Raw genomic sequence first — 21,876 nt, forward strand, 5'->3', positions numbered from 1 at the left:
GTGCCCATTGTAAATATGATAATTGAACAAGATTATGATCATTTTATCGCAAGTTTTAAACAACAATTCAATATGGATATCGCTTCGTATAAACAAGATAGAATGCGCCGTAGAATTGATGCTTTTATTACGAGAAAAGGCTTTGAAAACTACATTAATTTTTTCAGCCATTTACGTGCCGATCAAAATTTATTTTTAAGCTTTATTGACTATATTACAATTAACGTTTCAGAGTTTTTCAGAAATAAAGAACGCTGGCAAACGTTAGAAACGAAAGCACTACCAAAACTACTTGAACAAAATAACGGGAAATTAAAAATATGGAGTGCCGCCTGCGCTGCCGGTGAAGAACCATATACACTCTCTTTAATTTTATCGAAGCATCTTTCTCCATTTCACTTTGAAATACAAGCAACGGATCTTGATTTTCATATATTAGAAACTGCAAAGCGCGGGCAATATACAGAACGTTCTTTAAAAGAATTACCTGCCGATTTGAAAGAGCGCCATTTTACGAAAGAGGATGATACATATTCATTGCATCAAAGCATTAAGCAACATGTCACGTTCAAACAACACGACCTCTTAATGCAGTCATTCGATACAAATTACGATTTAATCGTATGTCGTAATGTAATGATTTACTTTACAGAAGAAGCCAGAGTAAAACTGTATGAAAAGTTTAGTCGTTCTTTACGAAAAGGTGGCGTACTATTTGTTGGTAGTACAGAACAAATTTTAACGCCTGAACGCTACAACCTTCAGCGATTCGATACATTTTTCTACGAAAAAATGTAAAAAGGTCGTCACAATAAAGTGACGACCTTTTTACATAACTCGAATCAAAATAATAGCAACAATCCATATAAAGAGAAAAAGAAACGTCATTGACCATTTATGTTCTTGCATCGCTTGTTTCAACGTTTGAGATAGTTGCGTCATATTCATTTCTGCGAGCGCTCTCCATACACTTACGTCTCGATCTTTAACCATGCGACCCATGCCACTAATTAAAATGGTTTCATTAGACAATTTCGTTATATAAGCAGCAATAACCGTTACCATTAAATTTATATTTCCTTCTGAAGAATCACTTTCCACTCTAGAAATAAGCGCACTCACATCTAATAACGGGATATGTACCTTTCTACCAAATGATAATTGTACTTCAGCAAAATCATACGTTCCATCTAATAAAGGAAGTTCTTTTATATGTGCTTGCTTAACAAGTCCTTGCAGGCTTCTAATTACTTGTTCGTATATTTTTTCTGTTTGCTTTCCTTCTCCAGATAAAGTATGTAGCTTTTTAAAGAGTTGTAACACTGTATCCATCTCTTTAAAAAGCATTTCCTTCATACTCTTTCCATCACTTAAACTTGCAAGTAAAATTCCTATTTCATTATTTTTCGTAACGATTTTAGATTGTCCAGTAAACACTAGGTTACTACGCTTTCGCTCTTTCTGAATTTCATGTTCTGAAAGAGCTTTAGGCTGTTTTAATGGTTGCAGCGTCTTATTTTCAATTGTTGTACGTTTAATTTCCATTTAAGCGCCTCCACTACTATGAAATAATTAGCCCCATTCTTTATTACTCTTTAAAACTAAAAACAGTACGAATAAACCTGACATGATAGCAAACACATTAGATGCTTGTACTCCTTGCTCACCTTGTTCCTCTTTCTTCTCTTCTGGCTCTTCTTTCTTTTTCGAGACGCCGTGATTGTCAATTTTTTCTTTTTTCTCTTTTTGAGCCTTTGCATTCGTTACTTCTTTATTTTCTTTCAACGGCTCTTTTATAAAACTGTTTACTTCCTCGTCTTGCCTCGGAATTTGAACAACTGGAGGGTTTTCTTCTTGCGGCGGGATTTCTACCTTCCAATCGTCCTGCTTCCCAGTTTCGTTCTTCTCTTCTATCGTATTTTCATCCTCTTTTTCTTCTAGCTTTTTACCATCTTCCATTTTTTTCTCCAAAATAGAAACGATATACTCACTTTCCACCACCAGCTTATTACCTGCCGCATCTATTATTTCCACAAATAGTTTATATGGCCCAATTGGCAACTCATCAGTTATTTCAATTCCTGTTTGCCAATCCATTTCACGCTTGTTGTAGTCTAATAAAAAAGGAATCTCTATTTCGTCTTTTCCCTTTAGTATAACGCGGGCTTCTTTCACAACGGATTCTATGTCTGCTGCCTTCACTCGCACACGTATAGAATCGCCTTGTTTTCGTTCAATTACGTTCTCCTCCGCCTCATCGACAGTAATTTTATGCAACTTCGGCAACTCTTTATCTACTGTTGGCGTTTCATTATTTACACGAATAAGCGGGACTTTCACTTCATTTTCTATAAGCTCTTCCTTCTCATTTTCTTTATAACTTTGAATGAGCTGAAGGTGCCAGTCACCTTGCAAATCAAAAATCCCGATCTTATACTTAGCAATCCATCGCTTCGTTTCTTCTTCATACTCAAAAGATAGCATTCTTTCTTGTTCATATTGCTCGCCATTTTTTTGCAATTGCAATATACCTTTCATACTTTGAATGCTTTTCTCATTTCGTTCTACAGTAATCCGTAATTCTTCGCCAACCTTCAATTCCTGCTTATTTACTGTAATAATCCCTTGATCCGTTTCTATCTTTCTTCCAATCTCTTGTTCATTCGTTACTTCTTTTTGTTCCTCTTCAACTTGGTTCATTTCCACTCGTTCTGTCTGCTCTTGAACTACCTTGTTTTTTTCTTGCATATCCACTTCATTTATAATTTGATCTCGCTCAATTTGTTCTTCCGCTTGAATTTGCAAAGGGAAGAACAAATGTATGCATAGCCAGCAAACTAGAAAAAACTTTACGTTTTTCATCTACTTGTTCAAACTCCTATTTCAACGCCTTACAGCGTTTTCGTCACTTTTACTCCGAAAAAACCATCTACATTTACAAGTTCACCATACGCCACTAATACATCATTTACATAAATTTGAATCGGTTCATCAATATCTTCATCCAATACAACCGCTTCATTTTCTTGTAAACTTAATATATCTTGAATTGTTTTCACAGTACTTCCAAATACAAACTTCACATTCATTTCTACATTTTGCAAGATGGATGTATCCATATATACTGGCTCGATTTGTTTCACTTCTTTAAATTCAATAGGTTGCACAACAGGTGCTACAATGTCTTCCTCTTCTATTTCTTCCTCAATCTTTTCCTCTTGACCTTCCACCATTGGATATAGAAGTCTCCTCACCATTTCTTTCGCCTCGGAAATCGGTAAAATTTGATACATTTTCGATTGAAGTAAATCGCCAATTTCAATGTTGAATGTAATTTGAACAAGCTCGTCCCCGTCCATAGCTTCTCCCAAATATTCCATCTCTTCTCGCAGCGTAACAAATTTAACTTCTGGTGGTGTCATATCCATTTTTTCTTTAAACATTTCTGACATGGCAGTTGCCGCATGCCCCATCATTTGATTCATAATTTCTTTAATACCACTTAACTCTAATTCACTTAGCTCTTTCTCAGGGTCAATTTCTCCTGTCCCCATCATCATCAAATCTACCATTGTTAAAGCAACATCTTTCGTAAATACGAATACGTTCTCATTTTTTAACCCTTCAACAAAATCGACATTTAAAATGACGAATGGTACAGGTACCCCATCATAATGACGAACATTAATCGCCTCTACGTGTGGTGTGCTAATAGTAACTGGCTGATTTAAAAGTGTTGATAATACTGTTGAAGCTGAACCAATTGATATATTCGCAATTTCACCTAGCACATCTTTCTCTTCTTGCGTTAACTGCTCTTTTTCAACATGTTCTTCTACAATCTCAGTTTCCACAATTTCCACCGGCTCATTTGTTTCTTCCACTTCACCAGATAATTGCAGTAATTTATTTATCATTTGTTTCGTATGTTCAACTGAAACAATTTGTACCAATTTAGAGTTTACAAGATTATCTATTTTTAAATCAAACGACACTTTAACAATCATGTTACTTCCATTTATCCCAGAGATTTTCTCCATTTCTTCTGATAGCTTTACAACTTTAATTGTCGGTGGAGACATATCTACTGTGTCTTGGAAGAACTCTGACATAGATGTAGCTGCGAACCCCATCATTTGATTCATCGCTTCTTGTACGGCACTTAGTTCTAATTCGCCAAGTTCTTTTCCATCTTCCACTTCACCTGTCCCCATCATCATTAAATCAGCAATGGATAAAGCAACATCTTGCTGGAGGACAAGTAGATTTTCTATATCTAAGCCTTTTGTAAAATGAATATTTAATACAACATGAGGAATTTCAACATCACTTGTATCATATAAGTCTACTACCTCTACACGAGGAGCAGTTATACTTACTTGCCTATTTAAAATTGTTGATAATACTGTCGAAGCTGAACCGAATGATATATTTGCGATTTCACCAAGAATATCGCATTCTTGAGACGTTAAATCCACCTGTTCTTTCTCTAGCACAATTGTACTTGTATCCCCTTTTGTGTGTTGCTCTGGCATTTTCCCCGCCTCCTTATTTCTGTTTTTCCATCTAATAATATAAAGTGAAACTTTAATTAGCAGGGTTTTCTTCATCCCCCACTAATTATTAGTTCACACTAATCAGACCATTATCTTCCGCCTAACTCCATCGCACTCTCCGAATTTTGAGTTTTGGGTCTTACTACCCGGCAAATAGCGGGATAAATTCTCAATTATTATATTTTAACAAACTTATTATACGAATCGTTCATACACATTTATTTCCAATTACATGTGATTCATTTTTTCATATTCGTAATGAACCAAAAGACTCCCCAATTGTATACAAGTGGGGAGCCTTCCTTCATTCCTATTATAAACCTTCTGGGTTTAAAATGAGGACCACTCGTCCATCACCAAGAATCGTCGCACCAGAGAAATAGTTAGAGCTCTCTGCAAAGAAGTCACCTAATGACTTTAAGACTATTTCTCTTTGACCGATAATTGTGTTTACAATAAGTCCATAGCTGCGATGTGTATTACGAACAATTAACACAGGAACCATTTGACTATCATATGACTCAAACGCCTCATCTACTGTTTTTTCACCAAATACAGTACTTAAATGCTTCACTTCAATAATTTGATCGCGATAGTTTAATACATCTTTCCCTTGTAAGGATTGAATGTCTTCTCTCTTAATTCGAATTGCTTCAACAATATTTCCAAGAGGTAAAGCATAACGCTTATCATTCGTTTGAACGAGCATCGATTGAATAATAGATAAAGTTAACGGAAGTTCAATTCTAAATGTACTTCCTTTTCCTTCCTCAGAATCAATAATCAAATGTCCACCTAAACTATGAATTGTATGCTTCACAACATCTAATCCAACACCACGCCCTGAAAGATCTGATACAACTTCAGCTGTACTAAATCCTGGTTGGAAGATTAGATCAAATACTTCACGGTCTGTTAATTTATTTGCCTCTGCTTCTGTTACAACGCCATTTTTAATCGCTTTTTCTAATACTTTCCCTTTATAAATACCATTTCCATCATCAGTAATTTGAATAACGACATGATTTCCACTATGAAACGCCTCTAATTTAATCGTACCCGTTTCGTTTTTACCTGCATCACGACGTTGTTCAACCGTTTCAATACCATGATCAATCGCATTACGAATTAAATGAACAAGTGGATCACCGATTTCATCAATAACAATTTTATCAACTTCAGTATCTTCACCTGTAATTTGCAAATCAATTTTCTTCCCTAAATCTTTCGCTAACATACGTACCATACGCGGGAAACGGTTAAAAACAGTTTCAATTGGTACCATACGCATATTTAGTAATACATTTTGAATATCTTTTGAAATATCACCTAATCGATTTAAATGCTCAATTAATTCCTTGTTTTGAATCGTTTGTGCCAATTCATCGATGCGCCCACGCTCAATTACGCTTTCTTCAAACATATTCATTAGTCTTTCAATTTTCTCTAATTGAACACGAATGGAACGATTCTCCACTTTAGCATTTTTCGTTTTCGTTGTGCTTTTAGCTGACGTAGCACTAGCAGGTTGTGCCACCGCCTCTATAGGGGTTTCCATCTGCGTAACCATAGCAGGTTGTACTACCGCCTCTATAGGAGTTTCCATCTGCGTAACTATGGCAGGTTGTACCGTTTCTTCTCTTTGTACAAATTCCTGTACAATGACTTCTGGTGAAACTACTTCCTGCGAGGATTCTCCTTGCTTTACTTCTACTTTATCAATTTCAGAAACATGAAGTACTACTTGTTTCAATTCTTCTACACTACGATCCGTATTCATAAATACTGTGAACTCAAATCCGAAAGCATCCGCCTCGATTTCTTCAATACTTGGAACTGTTTTTTGTATATCACCTAAATTTTGCAGTGCTTCAATACACATAACGGCACGTACTGCTTTTAAAATCGCTTGTTGTTCAACAGTTATGTACACTTCATGCGAAACTACATTCTCATTACTTATACGATTGTTCTCCACGTAGGCTGCAGAGACTTCTACATTACCATTCAATAGCGCTTCTAATTTTTGTTTAGTCGATGCAGCATCAATATTACCCATTCCGCCTTGTTGCACATCTGCAACCATCTTCTCCAAATTATCAATGCACTCAAAAATCACATCAATAATGTTCGCATTTACCACTATATTCCCATGGCGGATTTCATCTAACACATTTTCCATTTTATGCGTTAAATCTGCCATTTCTGTAAATTCCATACTTGCAGACATACCTTTAAATGTATGAGCTGAACGGAATATTTCTCCAATTACACCCATATCAGCAGGATTCTGTTCTAAAATTAGCACATTTTCATTTAGCGACTGTAAATGTTCTTCTGATTCTTCAAAAAATATATTTAATAGATCTGTTTGCATTTTATCCCCTACCTGTCTAACAAACATTTCATTTATGTATAACAATTTAGTGTTTTATATCGAGAAAAAAGGGGGCCACACATCTATCTACTATCATTGTTTTGATTCCTTGTGGCACCCCTTTTATATTAGCTGTTTGCTACTTTTGTTAAAGCTTCAATTACACGATCCGCTTGGAATGGTTTTACAATAAAGTCTTTTGCCCCGCCTTTAATTGCATCTAATACCATCCCTTGTTGTCCCATTGCAGAACAAATAACAACTTTTGCACTTGCATCAATTTTCATAATTTCTTTTAATGCTTCAAGTCCGTCCATTTCCGGCATAGTAATATCTAATGTTACAATGTCAGGTTGAAGCTCTTTATATTTTTGAATTGCTTCTATCCCATTCTCCGCTTCACCGATAACTTCAAATTCAGCATTACTTTTTAATAAGTTTTTAATCATCGTTCGCATAAACATCGCATCGTCTACAACTAAAATTTTATGTGCCATTCTTTTAGATTCTCTCCTTCTATGTATAAAAATATCTTAATATTTCACCTTATCATTCTCACTCATTATACAAAATAAAACGATAAAATTTAATATTTTTTTAAAAGAATTTCTGTATTTTTATTATATTATTATTAAAATAATATACTATTCTTTTATATAAATGACAACGCGACGGTTTTTCTCCCAATTTTGCGGTGAATCATTTGGTACAACTGGCTTTGTATCTGCATATCCTACCGCAGCTAATCTTTTATCATCCACCTGATACACCTCGATTAAGTGATGTATCATATTAGCCGCTCTTGCTGAAGATAACTCCCAGTTAGAAGGAAACTTTTCATTATGGATTGGTCTACTATCTGTATGTCCTTCCACAACAATCGGGTTTGGTACCGATTGGAAAAATCCGACTAATTGACTAATTATCTCTTTTGCTTCTGGTTTAACGTTCGCATCACCCGTATCAAATATTAAATTATCTACTATAACGATGCTTACTCCTGTATCCTCTCGGTATACATTCACTTGACTAATACCGTTATTATCTACATACGCTTTTAACTTTTTATACAAGTCGTCCATTCGCTTCTTTGAGACCATTTTTTCATCATTTTTTTCATGTGAAATATCTGGTATTGTATTTTCCATTACTTTTGCATCTACTTGCTCCGCGTCACTAAACTTTTCAAGCATCTTTGATAATTTTACTGTATCTTGCTTTGATGTAGCAACTAGTAATACAAAGAAAGTTAATAATAACATCGTTAAATCTGTAAAAGTCGTCATCCAACGAGGCGATCCCTTTTGCGGTCGTTTTTTCATCATACCACTCCTTGAAATATTAGGCTGCTCGTTTTACTTTTTTTGTCTTCGATTCGTATACATATGTATCCAGTTTTAACTTTAATTTAGAAGGAATTTGCCCACGATATAATTCTGAAATGGCTTCAATTACAAACCTCTTCTCTGTATACAAATCCTCAATTCCACGATACACCTTTTCAGCAAGAGGGATTGCAATCATATTCGCAAGTACAGATCCATACAATGTCGTTAGCATTGCAACTGCCATCCCTGTCCCAATTTGCGACGTATCTTGCAAGTTTTGAAGCATAATGATAAGACCGATTAAAGTCCCTATCATCCCCCAAGCTGGGGCGAAATCACCAATTTTATCTAATAAAGTTGCCCCTTTTCTTAATTCGTACACTTCTGTTTCTACATCTTTCATTAACACTTCTTTTAATTCATCTTCATCGTAACCGCTTAACATGAGTTGAATTCCTTTTTGAATAAACGGATTGTCTACTTGCTCCCCATCCACTTCTAAAGAAAGTAAACCATGTTTTTTAGACTTTTTCGAAAAATCTACAAACAAATCCGTTAACTGTTCTAAATCTTCTTCTCTTCTATGTAAAACAGTAAAAATACTTTTCGTATATTTTTTTATTTCTCCAAATCGATATGCTACAACAATCGTCGCCGTTGTTCCCCCTATAACAATTAAAATAGATGAAACGTCTAAGAAGTTTTTAAACGCTTTTATTCCGCCGCCAAGCATGATTGCTGCTATCACTATGGCGAAACCTATTATGACACCCATTGGGCTAGAAATGTCAAACTTCCTTTTTCTTCTTTGTGGTCTAGCAAATATTTGATTTTCGTCTCCCATATTCTCGCCCTTTCCTTTTTATTTTCATAAAACATTTTTTTATTTTAATAATACGTTTTCACATATAATATTCATTATACTCTTATCATCTATTTATCGCAATATACTCATAAAATTGACACATCTCATTTCCATATTAGAATTATGGTATGGAAATATGAGGAGGATCACGATGGAACATAACATTTTACAAATCATTGCATTAGCAGAAAAACTAAAATACGAAATGCGACATAGCTGGCTTTCTAACGGCCGCCAAGAAAGTGTCGCTGAACATACGTGGCGCATGTCTCTAATGGCCATATTAGTTGAGCCTTATTTAGATCAAAAGGTAAACATTGAAAAATTACTTAAAATGGTTATTATTCACGATTTAGTCGAAGCTGAAGCAGGCGATATTCCTGCCTTTGATACAATGAATAGTCACGAATTACAATTACAAAAACAAAAAAATGAACTAGAAGCAATTTCAAATATTAAACAAACATTAACAGGTTCTCTCGGTGAGGAATTATATGATTTATGGATGGAGTTTGAAGTGAAAGAGACGTACGAAGCAAAAGTTGCAAACGCGCTTGATAAACTTGAGGTGAAAATTCAGCATAACGAAGCTGATATTGATACGTGGCTACCAATTGAGCATAAAATGACATTCCAAGTAGCCAAGCATACGAATTTTGATACTTTCCTATCTAAATTACAAAAGATTATTGAACAAGATGGCGAAAAAAAATTAATAGCTGCCGGCATTGACGTTGAAGCTTGCAAACAATAATGAAATAAGACACTCAAAATGAGTGTCTTATTTCATTATTGTTGATACAGCCTGCTTGTAAATAAGTTGTTGTTTTCCATCGACTAACATTAAAATTGTAAATTTATCTATCCCAACAACTTCTCCTACTATTCTAACGCCACTCTTTAAGAAAATTGTAACCGTACCCTTTTCTTCTTTTATTTGTTTATACAGCTCTTCTTGTAAATGTTCCAATTGCTATTCTCTCCTTTATTGCAAAATATCTTAATATAAAAAAACTATAAATTCCTTATTTATACACATTATCTTTCACATTCATAAACTTATTAATTAGTATATCTAAATCTCGGCTAAATAACAAAACTTTATCATGATCCAATCCATGTCTTGCAACAAGTTGAATTAGCTCTTTCTTTTTGTTTTCTATTTTATTTTGTAATTGTCCCATCTCCATCTCTATACTAAAACTCCCTTTTCCCATAATATTACTTGTAAAATTATAGTACAAATTCCCACATAAAAAAATATAAAAATGGTTTTTTTTACAATTTTTTATATTTTTTTATGAACAAACTGTAAATTGTATAACGATTCACTCACATATCCCCTCATAAATCACCTTACAAATACAACCCAAATGAACTTACAGGCGTTTGTCTAATTACAAATGAGACTGGCTCCTTTTCCATCCAAAAAACATACTGTATATAGTAGTCCATGAACTATAAAAATGAATTTCCTAAAAAGGAGGAAAACACATGAGCTATGGTGGAAGTTGCGCTGGTTTCGGCGGTGGATTTGCTTTGCTTATCGTACTATTCATCCTTCTAATCATTATCGGATGTAGCTGTTGGGGTGGCGGCGGCGGATACGGATATTAACATATCATATCCTTTGCACTAACTCTAAAGGAATGCAGCAAAGAAACTAAAAACTATATGAAAACAGCTCATATTTGAGCTGTTTTTTCATACTTTCGTATGAAATTATATCCCTCTTTTTTGTGATTTCAACTAATAGAAAAACGTTTACTATAAAATAAGAAACATTTTTACTGAGGAGGATTACAATGATTAAAGGTCTTTACGAAGCACATTTACCCGTCCGTAACTTAGAAGTGTCTATACCTTTTTACGAATCACTTGGACTGAAATTATATAAAAGAGGAGATGATATTGCTTTCTTTTGGATTAAAGAAAATGAAAGTTGGCTCGGCCTTTGGGAAGGCACAGAATACAAAGTTAATTATCATCCCTCTTTACGACACATCGCCTTTCAAGTAAGCTTACATGATTTAGAACATGCGATACATTGGCTAAGTCAAAAAGGCATTTCAGCACGAAAAGACTTTGGAATGGAACCAATTGAGCCAATTGTTTTTCCTGAATTAGCACATGCCGCCGTATACTTTAACGACCCTGATGGAAATAGTTTAGAATTGATTGCACAATTACCTGTTGGACTTCCTACAGCGGAGAAAGTGTATTTAAGTGAGTGGAAAAAACAAGTTCAAACATCGTTATTACATAAGGATTAAGCTTTTATGTTAATTTGATCCCATTCATTATTTCTTGCCCAACAATAATTTTTTTTAAAATGTCAGTTGAGAAGACACTACATATTTATGTTAAAATACAAATAAGTTTGTGAAAAAGTGCACTTAAATGATAAACTTCAACTAGTTACACTTGATTAAATAGGAAGGCTATTTGGGGAATTACATTCATTTTCATATGTATTATATTAGTAGCTTCTATTTTACAAACAAGCACAGGTTTTGGCTTTTCTATTATGGCAACACCTTTATTACTCATGTTATTTCTACCACAAGAAGCTATACAAATAAATATCATTTTATCATTAATTATTTCCATATCACTCATTTGGAAAATAAGAATGGACATTGATTTTTTTCTACTGAAAAGATTAATTTTCGGAAGTATAGCTGGTGTACCTTTTGATATTTTAATCTTCATTTCCGTTAACATAAACACTTTTAAGTTAGCAGTTAGCATCCTACTCTTACTATTAACATTGTTGCTAATATGCAATGTTAAAGTTAGATCAACACCGTTTAGAGATTTCGTAGTTGGTGGATTATCAGGTCTTTTAACGACGAGTATCGGTATGCCCGGACCTCCTCTGTTACTTTACTTTACAGGAACTGATACTGAAAAAGAGAAGTTGAGAGCAACTACTTTAGCTTTTTATCTGTTTATATATTTCATTAGTCTACTAACTCAAATACTCTTTACTGGGACGAACGTAACAATTCGGGAATCAAGTTTTTATGCAATTCCAATTGTATTTTTAGGTTTGTTTATAGGTCAAATTATTTTCAAATGGCTTAATCAACAAGTCTTTAAAATATTTACATATATCCTTTTGAGCTGTACAGGTATTTATCTTCTTATTGACAGTTTGCATTTGTTATAGATGGTGCACTGACACATAGATTCAACTGAATTATTAGCTACAAAATCATTAATACAAACTAACTAAACGATAAAAGCAGCTATTATGCCGCTTTTATCGTTTTATGTTAAATATGGTAAAGCTATGAGTCCACCCATCATTATTACAAATACACTGAAAAAAATCATCCAGCCTTTTTCTAAATCTGTATATTTCCCTACTTTTACTCCACGTTTTTTTAACTCTATCATAATCATTGCAATTTCACGTGTATACTCAACACTTCCAAATTGTATATAATTGTTATTATATTTAATCTCAAAGACATTTTTCATTTTTTTATGTTGCGAAATGGATTGTATATCCTCTAATGGTATACTATGTTCATTTGTTTTTTTAAAATAACAATCTAATCCTTTCATGATTATTCTTTTATTTGTTAACACGATATAATAATAAAAAGTAGCTCCTACGTATAATATATTAGGTATAATTTTACTATTTACCATACATCCTTCGTCTACTAGTAGTTCCTTCTCAATTTCTTCACCAGTTTGTAATTCGTTGCGAATGGATTCTTCTAACATTTGTAAAGTTAATTTTTTTAGTAATTCTCCATTTCTCACATAATATTTATCTATATTTATAGAATCATTCGCCTCTTTTTCTAAACGTGTAATTTCTTCCTCTGAATATTGGAGCTCATTTAACATCGATAATAATCTTTTATCCATATTACACACTCCCTTTCCACAGTTTTTGAAGTTTTTTCTTCCCACGAGAAATTCGATTGTATATATAATCCGCCGTTACTTTTAATTCTTTCGCAATATCATCAATGGAATGTCCATCAATATACCTCTTGTCACTTTTGGAGTTATTTTGCGCTTGTTTTAAGCAATATTTTGCATTATAAGTAAATATTAAAACGCTATCATCATATGAAACGTGTACAGAGATAATAAAGTTGTTTAATTTACAATAAAGTCATTTAAAAAATAATATAGTTGTTTAAAAATCCTTCTTCTAGGGGTACCGTCAGGAAAATGCGGATTTACAACGTTAAGGAAATTTAATGTGAAAAAGCCGGATTCCAATAGCTATGGAATCCGACTTTCATGACGTTTTTTAATAAAACCCATTATTCAACTATCGCGTGTTCGTTAGCTTAAGGTACTTCCGCGATATGAGTAAACAAAGCAAACGAGGTCATTATTTACTTTTATTTAAAGGAACGACTAATTCTAATTCCTTTATTTCTTTACTAAATCCTTCACTATTTGTTCGACTTGGCTTGAGTGTAAATGATTTTGGTATGGTATCCATTGGAGGCAATGTCAGTACCATATGATGACCATAGTTCCCAACAGCCATGCCTTCCTGTAGTTTTAGCTTATCATATACCTGACCATTATTATCGACTACAGAGAAATTAAACCATGGCCAACTATCGTTTTTATCCATTTCGGCAGGGTAATCAATCGTTAGGTCTATTCTTGTTGATAAAGGTGAGAATGTTACTTTGTCGGCTGTTAGTGTATACACTTCATCAACCGTTTGTGTTGTAACTTCTGGATAAAACTCAAATACATCACCTTTTATTTTTTCAAGTGGGAAAGCCACCTTCAACTTACCTTCATAACCAAATAAATCTTCTCCATGGACCTCAATCTCAATGTTATTGCCATATTCATTATACTTAGAAAAGGTAAATTGATGATGTTCAATTATTGTTTTCGAGTTTACGTCATCTTGCCCTATTGAACCCATCGCTGGTTTAATTTCTTGTTGTCCATTAATTGTTATATAGCTAAATCCGGCCTTCTCTTCTTTCATCGAAAGTTCTTTTTGACCTGTGTAAACAACTGTTACGATTAACCGGTTTCCATCATAAGCTGCTTCTTTTACAGTCATTGTTAAGCCGTTTTTACTATCTTGTTTATCAATTACTGTCGTAAGTTGATCGTGTTCAATTTTATCTGAGGCAATGTCTCTAAAATCTTTATAAATTGGACCAATTAGCGGAACATTTGATAAGGCTTCCGCCATGCCTGTTGAAACAAATCCAGAACCAAGCAAAGATAGACATAACCCACATGCAACCAAGATTGACCGTTTTGTGGTTCTTTCGGCTTTTCTTTTTTTCTTGGCTTGAAAGATAGCCGCCTTCTCCCTAGCCATTAACTTTTCAACAGGTACATTTATGTTGTCGATGGATCGATTGAATTTGTCTTTATTCATAAAGATAGCCCTCCTTTAAAATGGGTCTTAACTCTTTTTTCGCCCTATTTAAGTGTGATTTCACGGTTCCTTCCGGGTAATTCATGATGGTGGCAATTTCCTTAATGGACAAATCGTGATAATACCTCAACAAAATAATGGTCTTAACAGTAGGATTTAAGAATTTAAATGCTTCTGATAAATCCATCGAATGCATGATAAAATCAACATTTTCAGAAGCGATTAATTCAGTAAAGATTTCCTCATTATCTGTAGTAAAATGGCGAGACTCTTTCCGAATAAAATCAATCGATTTAAAAACTAGAATTTTTGTAATCCAACTCGAAAAATGTTCAGGCTTTTTTAATGTCTTTATTGAAATATAGGCTGTATAAATTGTTTCTTGATAGACATCAAGAGTATCTTGTTCATTTCTAACATATGCATAGGCTGTTCGATACAGCTTTTGTCGAACAGAATCAATCAGTTGTTCAAATGCTTCATCATCACCTTTTTTTGCTTTTTTCACTAATTTTGCTATATCCATTTTGGTTCTCCTCTCCGTTACACAATAAAGTCGAATGAGGAAGTAAATTGGTTGCAAAATAATTAAATATATTAAAATTGTTATCCATTATCTTTTTCCATTTCCTTTAGCCTACGATAAAATGCCGCCTGACTGATTCCTGTAATTGCACATATCTCCTTTACAGTTTTATTGGTAGTTTTACGTAATTCAATGGCATGATTCATACCTTGATGCTTATCCGTATATTTTTTAACTCTTCCTCGATATTTCCCCTTTTGCTTGGCCAATTTAATTCCTGAACGTTGCTTCTCTTTAATCATTTCTCGATCTAGTTCACTAAAGGCTGCCATTACCGTTAAAAAGAATTTACCAGTTGGTGTTCTGGTATCTATTCCTAAGTTTAAAATAACAAAGTGTATATCTCTTTCTCTAAGTTGTTCAACTAATTGCAGTAACTGAATAGTGTTTCGACCAAGACGATCCATTCGTGTCACAACTAATGTATCATTAGGAGCTACCTTGGAAAGAAGTTCATCTAAAAGTGGCTTTTGTTTAGAAACGCCACTTATTTTCTCCTCCACAAGTTCATCTACTCCGTATTTTGTAAGTTGATCAATCTGGCTATCTAGATTTTGATCTTGTGTACTTACTCGAGCATATCCATAAATCATTTTTATCCCTCTTTTAATCTATAAATTTGATAAGTGTTATTGAGAGTCTATTAAGCTAATTGTCACTTTTGGAGTTATTTTGCGCTTGTTTTAAGCAATATTTTGCATTATAAGTAAATATTAAAACGCTATCATCATATGAAACGTGTACAGAGATAATAAAGTTGTTTAATTTACAATAAAGTCATTTAAAAAATAATATAGTTGTTTAAAAATCCTTCTTCTACTAACAAGGCAGGTTAGTGGAAGAAATAGCAAGTGCGTTTAACTAGGAGAAGTGTCGATGACATTAAAGAAGACACCGAGGTGTCTTCTGTTTTTTAAATTAAGAATATCGATAAATCAGGATTTATTTACTTAACATTATACTTATTTTCGGACCGAGGCATCTAATCGGTGAGTATATACAAACCAAGTAATGCTTGCTGTTAATAATGTTGACGAAATTAAAGCTGTAAGAACACTATATGTTTGCCAAATAAGTATCGTTGACCAATCGAAGGCAAAAACCATTATACACTGGGCAATCGTAGCGATTAGGAAAATAATTGTTACGATTGTTCTCTTTTTTGTCATTGGCTGCTGCTCATTTGTTTTCCTTTTTCTTAATCCTGAGAAAAATAACAGAACGGCTAATAGGCAAAGAATAATTGTGGTAGACGACAAAATGATGTCCAAAAGCTGTGTGCTGCTTATCTCATATGACTGAGTTAGATTGCCGTTTAATATATTTTTAACTTTTAGTACCAGGTTTATATTGGTATTTGCGCCGTTGCTCAGTAAGCAGATGGCTGTTCTTTCATTTGGCAGTATGGCTACTTCGGTACTAAAATTTGGATTACCCCCAGTGTGTTCTATAAACGTTTGTTCGGCGTTTACCGACCAACCTGCCGCATAATACATATCATTGACAGCCGAAACAGACATATCACCCCTATGTGATTTTTCGATAGCCCTGTGAAATATTTCGGGTATGTCCTGCACGATACCCATCTGTATGCCCATCCAACGCGCCATATCTTTTGTATTAGAAATGATATAGCCGGCAGGTTTATTCCCAGCATAATCCGGAGCGTTAAATGGAGTTGTTATAAAAAAGGAAGAACGGTAGCCCTGTGCTAACTGTCCAGTGGCTTGAGCATCTTCTTTATAAACATACGTCTGGTGAAGACCTAAGGGTAGAAATACCTGTTCCTTCATAAAGTCTTCATAGCTTTGTCGTGATACAATCTCAATAACCAAACCCAATACGTCATAATTAACGGTTCCATAGTTATATTGTTCACCGGGAGAGAACGCCAATTCTGCATCTACCAGCGTTTCCACAGTCTTTTGCAACATATCAGGCGTATTACCTTGGGGAATATTTTGAATATGTCTAATATTTGTTAGGCCGCTGGTATGGTAAAGAAAGTTATTTAGTGTAAGCTTTTGCATATCAACAGGTTTACCTTGATACTTTAACGTAAACCAAGGTAAATATTTTTGGATAGGGTCAGTCATTGATAGTAGCCCTTGCTCTTCCAATAGCAAAATCCCCATACCAGTAAAAGCTTTACTCACCGAGGCCAACTCATAGAGTGTATTTTCACTTGCAGACAATCCCTTTTCACGATCTGCATACCCAGAAGAAAAGTAGAACACTTCACCATCAGCAAGTATTGAGATTGACATTCCAGGCACACCTGATGTACGACAGGCATCATCTAGCAATGCTTGTATTGCCACAGATTTCGAATCTGACAACGCATAACTTTGTGTTGCGAATCCTGAGAATAATATAAATATCGTTAATACAAAAACAATAGTCTTTTTCATACACTCTCCTTTTTGAAGAATTATTAGGGTATAAATAGCTTATTTTTATAATTATAAACTAAATTCTAATTTATCTTTCTATTCACCTATATAATATGAAATAATTGTGAAGATTTACACTTAAACTAACGGTGGCGTTAGTTCAATAAGAAGTAAACAACTTTATTATTCATTTTTTAAGCATTACATAAGCAGATGGATATAATTTGAAACAACTTTAAAGAGCCTTGCTGCATATAGAATGTAGTAAGGCTCTTATCTTTTTTAATCAAAATTCAATAACTTTATTATCACTATACAAAACGATAGCGTTTTTTATTTACTTGATTCCGATTACTAAACTATCTCGTGCGGCTTCAACAACTTCTATTGTTATTGTTTCAAGCTTATTAATTTCGAGTATTCTTTCAATTTGAGTGAACAGTCTCTGTATGAGCCTAAAGTTCCCTCCAGTAATCTTTATTATGCTGGTTATTGCCTCATAATCGGAAAAGTCCTCCAGCTTTATAGAAAGTCCTAACTCTCCCCATTTATATTCCAAAATATGATGGGTTTCATCTTTACTAAGTTTATCAAATTCATGGGCAAATCCAATTCTAGAGTAGAGTTGAGGGTATCGAGCCAATCGCTTTTCAATGCCAGGCATTCCAATTAATATCATCGCTATATCATTTCGATCGTAGATATCTCTAAGTTGTTCTAAATTTTGTACTTTTAGGCGATCTATTTCATCAACAATAATCAAGTCGATATCTTCATAAGCGTCAGTGGAGTATTTTTCTTCTTCTCCTTTAGTAAGTACTTTATACATAGTTCTTACCATATTCATTCTAATTCCAATAGTATGAATCTCGTCAGTCATTTTAGTGGCTCGTACAGCTGGAGCTGTATAAAAAATTGTCCTAGCTTCAAGTATCTTTTCATCTGCATCTTGGCCAATTTCATTTGCTGTTTTATAAGCTATTTGTTTTTCAATGGAATCCCAATCCTTGAGGACAATGTTTTTCCTACACCCGGTAATCCGTAACAAATGCCTATATATTTATATTTAATACATGCATCACAAAATTCGGCGAATCGCTTATATTCTTTTGTTTCAATAAATTTTTGACTTTTATTCATTGAAATACCTCTTTAACTTTGACTTTTTGGTAGGTTCATTTGTTTTGTTCTCTAGATCCTTTTGCTTTGACAAAGCAATTTCTTCTACAACAGTTTTTCCGGAATCGAGTTGCTTTTTTAGGCTTCTTCGTATTTTATTTCGTGCTGAAACAATTTCTTTTAAATCTACTGTATAATCAGAGATTTCAGGGGAAATAGCCGTACATAAGTATTTATCTTGATAAAACACTCGAATCTCCGCAATATCTCTTGGATCATAACGAATAATGACCGTTTCTCCAACGTATGCAGCTAGATTTCTGTCTATATATCTAAGTCCTTGGAAGTGAATCCCGTCAGAATGAACTTTCCTTGGTTTCGCTACATTTAGCAATAATAAATCAAGACTTTCCAAACTCTCAGGCATATTGGGAAGAAATCCAGAATTATTCCACGCCTGTATAGGTTCTTTTTTTGTTGTACTGTGAACCCTATGGTGATAGTTACTTATAATGAAATTTGATAATTTTTCATCTAACTCTTTAATGGTAAGAAGTGAAGTGCTTGTCTGATTTCCCAAATAACCGGGTAGATCTTGCAGAAACAATTGATTAATGGTTAAAAAGAATCTCTCTATTTTCCCACGCCCTCTTGGAACACCAACTGTAGAAAAAACTAGATTAATTTTTAAATCAACTGCTACTTGCTCTAAATGGTTGGATGTAAAGTCACTCCCATGGTCTGTATAAAATATTTCAGGAATACCACATATTTGCCAATCGGGATTACTTTTTTTCCATATTGCTTGGTGTAAGACCAAAGAAGTATGTATAGCAGAGGGATTTTCAAAAGTTAAGAAATATCCAGCGACTGCTCGGCTATAATCATCTAAAATGATTGTTAGCCAAGGTCTTTCTGGTTTCCCTTTTTCATTTAAAACTATAATGTCTAATGGGGTATGGTCTGCTTGCCAAATTTCATTGGGGTAGCTTGCCTCTCTTCGATGAATTAAATCATATTGATTGTTGTATGCTTTTTGACCATCATGCGCTAACTTCTTCAAGCTTGGCGAAAGGGACTGTGATACCTTATGCACTTGATAATAACTTGGTTTTTCCCAGCCTTTTTTCTGACATTGTTCACAAATCATCCGATGAATAGACGTTAATGAATTCCTTTTGTACTTCAATATCAAATGTTCGATCGATGCGAAAACTTCCGGCTCTAAATGTGTTTTGCCGGCATCACTTCTTGTTTTTCGAATTAAACCTTTTAATCCATTTTGTTTATAGTCCTGAATCCAGTATTGCAGCGTTCTTTTGGCAATACCGGTTTCTTCTATAATAACAGCTAATGTTTTCTCATCAGTAAGATAAGGCGCAATGATTTTACACTTTACCATTGCTTCTCGACGTTGTTCTTCTGAATAAGCCGTTAATGGAGGATGTTCATTTTTCATTAATACCCACCTTTCCAATTTATTGTCTTTCTAAATAGCGATAAATTGTAGTGCGAGATACACCCCATTTTTCTGCGACATCTTTGATAGGTGTACCACTTTCAATTAGGGATTTCATCATTTCTATGTCTTTCAATCCAAACTTTTCTGGTCTGCCACCGAGCCTTCCTCTTGCTCTAGCTGCCGCTCGACCGGCAGCCGATCTTTCTTCTATTAAATTACGTTCAAATTCAGCAAAAGCTGCGAATAAGTGAAACATCAATTGTCCTGTTGCATTACTTTTGTCCATTGTTAGGTTTTCTTGAAGACTATGAAAACCGATACCACGTTTATTTAAGTTATTCACAATTTGGATCAAATCTTGCATGTTACGTCCTAGACGATCCAATCGCCAAACTACAATTGTATCGCCTTCACGTGCATAATGAATTGCTTCCTCTAAACCAGGACGTTGTTTTTTTGTTCCACTCATTTTATCGTGAAAAATTTTCTTACAACCATATTGAGTTAGTGCATCCGTTTGTAAATCTAAATTTTGTAATCCTGTAGATACACGTGCATATCCAATTAACACCAATTATCACTCTTTCTAATTTTTACTCTATTACCATTGTAACATAAGATAGAAACACATTGGTTATTGAACATAGAATAATGAACAGAGTTTTATTACATATAAGACAATAAAAAACGCTTCTTTTAAATCAAAAAGAAGCGTGTCCAGAAAAGGACGAGTTTTGTAACATATATCTAGACTGTAAAATATTAACATGCTATCATTTTGATTAAAGGGGAGGGGACTACCAAGGTGGTTAGAAATGAAAAAGAAATTCTATTAATGGATAGTGACAAAAACTTTAATTCATTACTTGAAATAATTGAATCCGTACCTAGTAGAAGAAGGGGTATTTCCATTGAAACTCAAGAAAGAGATAAGAATTTTCGCGATGTATTAATGCACCTGTATGAATGGCACGCAATGCTGGAGAGATGGTATAAAGAAGGAATGAATGGAGATATCCCTTTTATGCCAGCACCCGGTTATAAATGGCGTACTATAGGGCTACTCAATATGCGAATTTGGGAAAACTATCAAGATGTAACATTAAATCAAGCTATAAAAAAATTGAAGTTAAGCCATGAAAGAGTGATGGAACTAATTAAATCACATACCAATGAACAAATCATGACAAAAAAACACTATAAATGGACAAAAACAAGTAATTTATACAGCTATTTTGCAGCAAACACATCTAATCACTACATTTGGGCTATAAAAAAATGTGGAGCTATTGCAGGGTTCATAAAAGAGGAAGAAGAAAAGGACAAGGTTATGAAATAATTTATAAAGCCAATCAGGCGCGTTTGTGAAGTAATAAAAAAGGTCTGATTTCCCAATTTTAATGCTGGGAAATCGGACTTTTTTTATGTACATATAGTGCAAAACAGCACTTAAAACGAGTGCAAAATAACTCCCAAAGTGACAATAGGGGTACTTAATGATTTATGAATAATGTACAAAATTAATTTTCCATATTGATCAATCACTTCTTTCAAAGCATCTTGATCACGTTTTTTCATAGCTATAATTAAATCCTCTTCAGAGTTGAAAATCATAAGCATCTTCCTTCCTCAGTTCCCCTTTAGCAGCTGCCTTTACTTACTATTGGCATTTCATTCTCATTTTCTATCACTTTTGTAAAAAATTATTAATTTTTATTTCTATGTATATGATAACAAACAAAATACCTAATTTCAGAAAGTAGTATCTACAATCTGAAATTAGGTATTAACAATTAAT

General features: G+C 34.0%; 23 protein-coding genes and 2 pseudogenes. 6 read left to right on the forward strand and 19 right to left on the reverse strand.

Annotated features, from left to right (window positions below; genetic code table 11):
- Window positions 1–15: 15 nt before the first annotated feature.
- On the forward strand, window positions 16–798 hold the full coding sequence (locus tag DN410_RS00125; RefSeq protein ID WP_149174845.1) for a CheR family methyltransferase: 783 nt from the start codon (window positions 16–18) through the stop codon (window positions 796–798).
- A 30-nt stretch (window positions 799–828) separates the two neighbouring features.
- Here DN410_RS00125 and DN410_RS00130 read toward each other — a convergent pair whose 3' ends face one another.
- The 7 genes from DN410_RS00130 to DN410_RS00160 form a co-directional block, all read right to left on the reverse strand.
- The gene (locus tag DN410_RS00130; protein WP_149174846.1) at window positions 829–1,545 is read right to left on the reverse strand and encodes a hypothetical protein; all 717 of its coding nucleotides are present in this window, start codon (window positions 1,543–1,545) and stop codon (window positions 829–831) included.
- Window positions 1,546–1,572: 27 nt separating this feature from the next.
- Window positions 1,573–2,862 carry a transglycosylase gene (locus DN410_RS00135; protein ID WP_149174847.1) on the reverse strand — a complete coding sequence of 430 codons (1,290 nt, stop codon included), beginning with the start codon at window positions 2,860–2,862 and terminating at the stop codon, window positions 1,573–1,575.
- Between the two features lie 29 nt (window positions 2,863–2,891).
- Window positions 2,892–4,535: a flagellar motor switch protein gene (locus DN410_RS00140; protein ID WP_149174848.1), complete on the reverse strand. Its 1,644-nt coding sequence runs from the start codon at window positions 4,533–4,535 to the stop codon at window positions 2,892–2,894.
- A 334-nt stretch (window positions 4,536–4,869) separates the two neighbouring features.
- Window positions 4,870–6,933, reverse strand: a complete 2,064-nt coding sequence (locus DN410_RS00145; RefSeq protein WP_149174849.1) for a chemotaxis protein CheA — start codon at window positions 6,931–6,933, stop codon at window positions 4,870–4,872.
- A 128-nt stretch (window positions 6,934–7,061) separates the two neighbouring features.
- Window positions 7,062–7,430: a response regulator gene (locus DN410_RS00150; RefSeq protein WP_000940567.1), complete on the reverse strand. Its 369-nt coding sequence runs from the start codon at window positions 7,428–7,430 to the stop codon at window positions 7,062–7,064.
- A gap of 147 nt (window positions 7,431–7,577) precedes the next feature.
- Complete coding sequence (locus tag DN410_RS00155) at window positions 7,578–8,255, reverse strand: OmpA family protein (RefSeq protein ID WP_149174850.1); 678 nt, start codon at window positions 8,253–8,255, stop codon at window positions 7,578–7,580.
- A gap of 19 nt (window positions 8,256–8,274) precedes the next feature.
- Window positions 8,275–9,105 carry a flagellar motor protein MotP gene (locus DN410_RS00160; protein ID WP_149174851.1) on the reverse strand — a complete coding sequence of 277 codons (831 nt, stop codon included), beginning with the start codon at window positions 9,103–9,105 and terminating at the stop codon, window positions 8,275–8,277.
- Between the two features lie 172 nt (window positions 9,106–9,277).
- Here DN410_RS00160 and DN410_RS00165 point away from each other — a divergent pair, with 172 nt between their 5' ends.
- Complete coding sequence (locus tag DN410_RS00165) at window positions 9,278–9,880, forward strand: HD domain-containing protein (protein ID WP_149174852.1); 603 nt, start codon at window positions 9,278–9,280, stop codon at window positions 9,878–9,880.
- 27 nt (window positions 9,881–9,907) lie between these two features.
- Here the strand turns inward: DN410_RS00165 and hfq are convergent, their stop codons facing one another.
- Together hfq and DN410_RS00175 are read right to left on the reverse strand one after the other, a co-directional pair.
- Window positions 9,908–10,096 (reverse strand): RNA chaperone Hfq, encoded by a 189-nt coding sequence (hfq, locus tag DN410_RS00170; protein ID WP_088231104.1) that lies wholly within the window; start codon window positions 10,094–10,096, stop codon window positions 9,908–9,910.
- A gap of 55 nt (window positions 10,097–10,151) precedes the next feature.
- Window positions 10,152–10,370, reverse strand: a complete 219-nt coding sequence (locus DN410_RS00175) for an aspartyl-phosphate phosphatase Spo0E family protein (RefSeq protein WP_149174853.1) — start codon at window positions 10,368–10,370, stop codon at window positions 10,152–10,154.
- Between the two features lie 250 nt (window positions 10,371–10,620).
- On the opposite strand from DN410_RS00175, the gene DN410_RS00180 reads away from it, so the two are divergent.
- The 3 genes from DN410_RS00180 to DN410_RS00190 all read left to right on the forward strand — a co-directional run bounded on the left by DN410_RS00180 (window position 10,621) and on the right by DN410_RS00190 (window position 12,298).
- Window positions 10,621–10,743 (forward strand): YjcZ family sporulation protein, encoded by a 123-nt coding sequence (locus DN410_RS00180; RefSeq protein ID WP_071711308.1) that lies wholly within the window; start codon window positions 10,621–10,623, stop codon window positions 10,741–10,743.
- A 188-nt stretch (window positions 10,744–10,931) separates the two neighbouring features.
- Window positions 10,932–11,399, forward strand: coding sequence for a VOC family protein (locus DN410_RS00185; protein ID WP_149174854.1), 468 nt, complete (start codon window positions 10,932–10,934; stop codon window positions 11,397–11,399).
- Window positions 11,400–11,653: 254 nt separating this feature from the next.
- Window positions 11,654–12,298 (forward strand): sulfite exporter TauE/SafE family protein, encoded by a 645-nt coding sequence (locus tag DN410_RS00190; protein ID WP_255446628.1) that lies wholly within the window; start codon window positions 11,654–11,656, stop codon window positions 12,296–12,298.
- Window positions 12,299–12,399: 101 nt separating this feature from the next.
- Here the strand turns inward: DN410_RS00190 and DN410_RS00195 are convergent, their stop codons facing one another.
- From DN410_RS00195 to DN410_RS00235, 9 genes and pseudogenes are all read right to left on the reverse strand, one after another.
- On the reverse strand, window positions 12,400–13,011 hold the full coding sequence (locus tag DN410_RS00195; RefSeq protein ID WP_149174856.1) for a PH domain-containing protein: 612 nt from the start codon (window positions 13,009–13,011) through the stop codon (window positions 12,400–12,402).
- 1 nt (window position 13,012) lies between these two features.
- Window positions 13,013–13,141, reverse strand: a pseudogene (locus DN410_RS00200) (sigma factor-like helix-turn-helix DNA-binding protein); the annotation flags it as partial.
- 348 nt (window positions 13,142–13,489) lie between these two features.
- Window positions 13,490–14,518 (reverse strand): DUF4179 domain-containing protein, encoded by a 1,029-nt coding sequence (locus DN410_RS00205; RefSeq protein WP_149174857.1) that lies wholly within the window; start codon window positions 14,516–14,518, stop codon window positions 13,490–13,492.
- On the reverse strand, window positions 14,511–15,044 hold the full coding sequence (locus DN410_RS00210) for a sigma-70 family RNA polymerase sigma factor (RefSeq protein WP_000350214.1): 534 nt from the start codon (window positions 15,042–15,044) through the stop codon (window positions 14,511–14,513). Before DN410_RS00210 ends, DN410_RS00205 begins: the two co-directional genes overlap by 8 nt.
- Window positions 15,045–15,124: 80 nt before the next feature.
- Entirely contained in the window at window positions 15,125–15,697 is a 573-nt protein-coding gene (locus DN410_RS00215) for a recombinase family protein (RefSeq protein WP_097815844.1), read from the reverse strand.
- Window positions 15,698–16,066: 369 nt separating this feature from the next.
- Window positions 16,067–17,515 (reverse strand): serine hydrolase domain-containing protein, encoded by a 1,449-nt coding sequence (locus tag DN410_RS00220; protein WP_016093005.1) that lies wholly within the window; start codon window positions 17,513–17,515, stop codon window positions 16,067–16,069.
- A 319-nt stretch (window positions 17,516–17,834) separates the two neighbouring features.
- Window positions 17,835–18,637, reverse strand: a pseudogene (locus tag DN410_RS00225) (AAA family ATPase).
- Window positions 18,630–20,075, reverse strand: a complete 1,446-nt coding sequence (locus tag DN410_RS00230; RefSeq protein WP_149174858.1) for a Mu transposase C-terminal domain-containing protein — start codon at window positions 20,073–20,075, stop codon at window positions 18,630–18,632. The pseudogene DN410_RS00225 and the gene DN410_RS00230 overlap by 8 nt, the downstream one beginning before the upstream one ends.
- Before the next feature lie 19 nt (window positions 20,076–20,094).
- Window positions 20,095–20,649, reverse strand: a complete 555-nt coding sequence (locus DN410_RS00235) for a recombinase family protein (RefSeq protein ID WP_000904909.1) — start codon at window positions 20,647–20,649, stop codon at window positions 20,095–20,097.
- A gap of 234 nt (window positions 20,650–20,883) precedes the next feature.
- Between DN410_RS00235 and DN410_RS00240 the strand changes: the two genes are divergently transcribed.
- Window positions 20,884–21,417 (forward strand): ClbS/DfsB family four-helix bundle protein, encoded by a 534-nt coding sequence (locus DN410_RS00240; protein ID WP_149174859.1) that lies wholly within the window; start codon window positions 20,884–20,886, stop codon window positions 21,415–21,417.
- A 110-nt stretch (window positions 21,418–21,527) separates the two neighbouring features.
- On the opposite strand, the gene DN410_RS27750 is transcribed toward DN410_RS00240, so the two are convergent.
- On the reverse strand, window positions 21,528–21,692 hold the full coding sequence (locus tag DN410_RS27750) for a hypothetical protein (RefSeq protein ID WP_179958555.1): 165 nt from the start codon (window positions 21,690–21,692) through the stop codon (window positions 21,528–21,530).
- Between the last annotated feature and the right edge of the window lie 184 nt (window positions 21,693–21,876).

The sequence above is a fragment of the Bacillus sp. SH5-2 genome (assembly GCF_008368905.1).
Lineage (GTDB): Bacteria > Bacillota > Bacilli > Bacillales > Bacillaceae_G > Bacillus_A > Bacillus_A luti.

Excerpts from the sequence above, each read along its gene's own strand:
- DN410_RS00125 (WP_149174845.1), top strand. The coding sequence starts at position 16 with ATGATAATTGAACAAGATTATGATCATTTTATCGCAAGTTTTAAACAA.
- DN410_RS00130 (WP_149174846.1), bottom strand. The coding sequence starts at position 1,545 with ATGGAAATTAAACGTACAACAATTGAAAATAAGACGCTGCAACCATTA.
- DN410_RS00135 (WP_149174847.1), bottom strand. The coding sequence starts at position 2,862 with ATGAAAAACGTAAAGTTTTTTCTAGTTTGCTGGCTATGCATACATTTG.
- DN410_RS00140 (WP_149174848.1), bottom strand. The coding sequence starts at position 4,535 with ATGCCAGAGCAACACACAAAAGGGGATACAAGTACAATTGTGCTAGAG.
- DN410_RS00145 (WP_149174849.1), bottom strand. The coding sequence starts at position 6,933 with ATGCAAACAGATCTATTAAATATATTTTTTGAAGAATCAGAAGAACAT.
- DN410_RS00150 (WP_000940567.1), bottom strand. The coding sequence starts at position 7,430 with ATGGCACATAAAATTTTAGTTGTAGACGATGCGATGTTTATGCGAACG.
- DN410_RS00155 (WP_149174850.1), bottom strand. The coding sequence starts at position 8,255 with ATGAAAAAACGACCGCAAAAGGGATCGCCTCGTTGGATGACGACTTTT.
- DN410_RS00160 (WP_149174851.1), bottom strand. The coding sequence starts at position 9,105 with ATGGGAGACGAAAATCAAATATTTGCTAGACCACAAAGAAGAAAAAGG.
- DN410_RS00165 (WP_149174852.1), top strand. The coding sequence starts at position 9,278 with ATGGAACATAACATTTTACAAATCATTGCATTAGCAGAAAAACTAAAA.
- DN410_RS00180 (WP_071711308.1), top strand. The coding sequence starts at position 10,621 with ATGAGCTATGGTGGAAGTTGCGCTGGTTTCGGCGGTGGATTTGCTTTG.
- DN410_RS00185 (WP_149174854.1), top strand. The coding sequence starts at position 10,932 with ATGATTAAAGGTCTTTACGAAGCACATTTACCCGTCCGTAACTTAGAA.
- DN410_RS00190 (WP_255446628.1), top strand. The coding sequence starts at position 11,654 with ATGGCAACACCTTTATTACTCATGTTATTTCTACCACAAGAAGCTATA.
- DN410_RS00195 (WP_149174856.1), bottom strand. The coding sequence starts at position 13,011 with ATGGATAAAAGATTATTATCGATGTTAAATGAGCTCCAATATTCAGAG.
- DN410_RS00205 (WP_149174857.1), bottom strand. The coding sequence starts at position 14,518 with ATGAATAAAGACAAATTCAATCGATCCATCGACAACATAAATGTACCT.
- DN410_RS00210 (WP_000350214.1), bottom strand. The coding sequence starts at position 15,044 with ATGGATATAGCAAAATTAGTGAAAAAAGCAAAAAAAGGTGATGATGAA.
- DN410_RS00215 (WP_097815844.1), bottom strand. The coding sequence starts at position 15,697 with ATGATTTATGGATATGCTCGAGTAAGTACACAAGATCAAAATCTAGAT.
- DN410_RS00220 (WP_016093005.1), bottom strand. The coding sequence starts at position 17,515 with ATGAAAAAGACTATTGTTTTTGTATTAACGATATTTATATTATTCTCA.
- DN410_RS00230 (WP_149174858.1), bottom strand. The coding sequence starts at position 20,075 with ATGAAAAATGAACATCCTCCATTAACGGCTTATTCAGAAGAACAACGT.
- DN410_RS27750 (WP_179958555.1), bottom strand. The coding sequence starts at position 21,692 with ATGATTTTCAACTCTGAAGAGGATTTAATTATAGCTATGAAAAAACGT.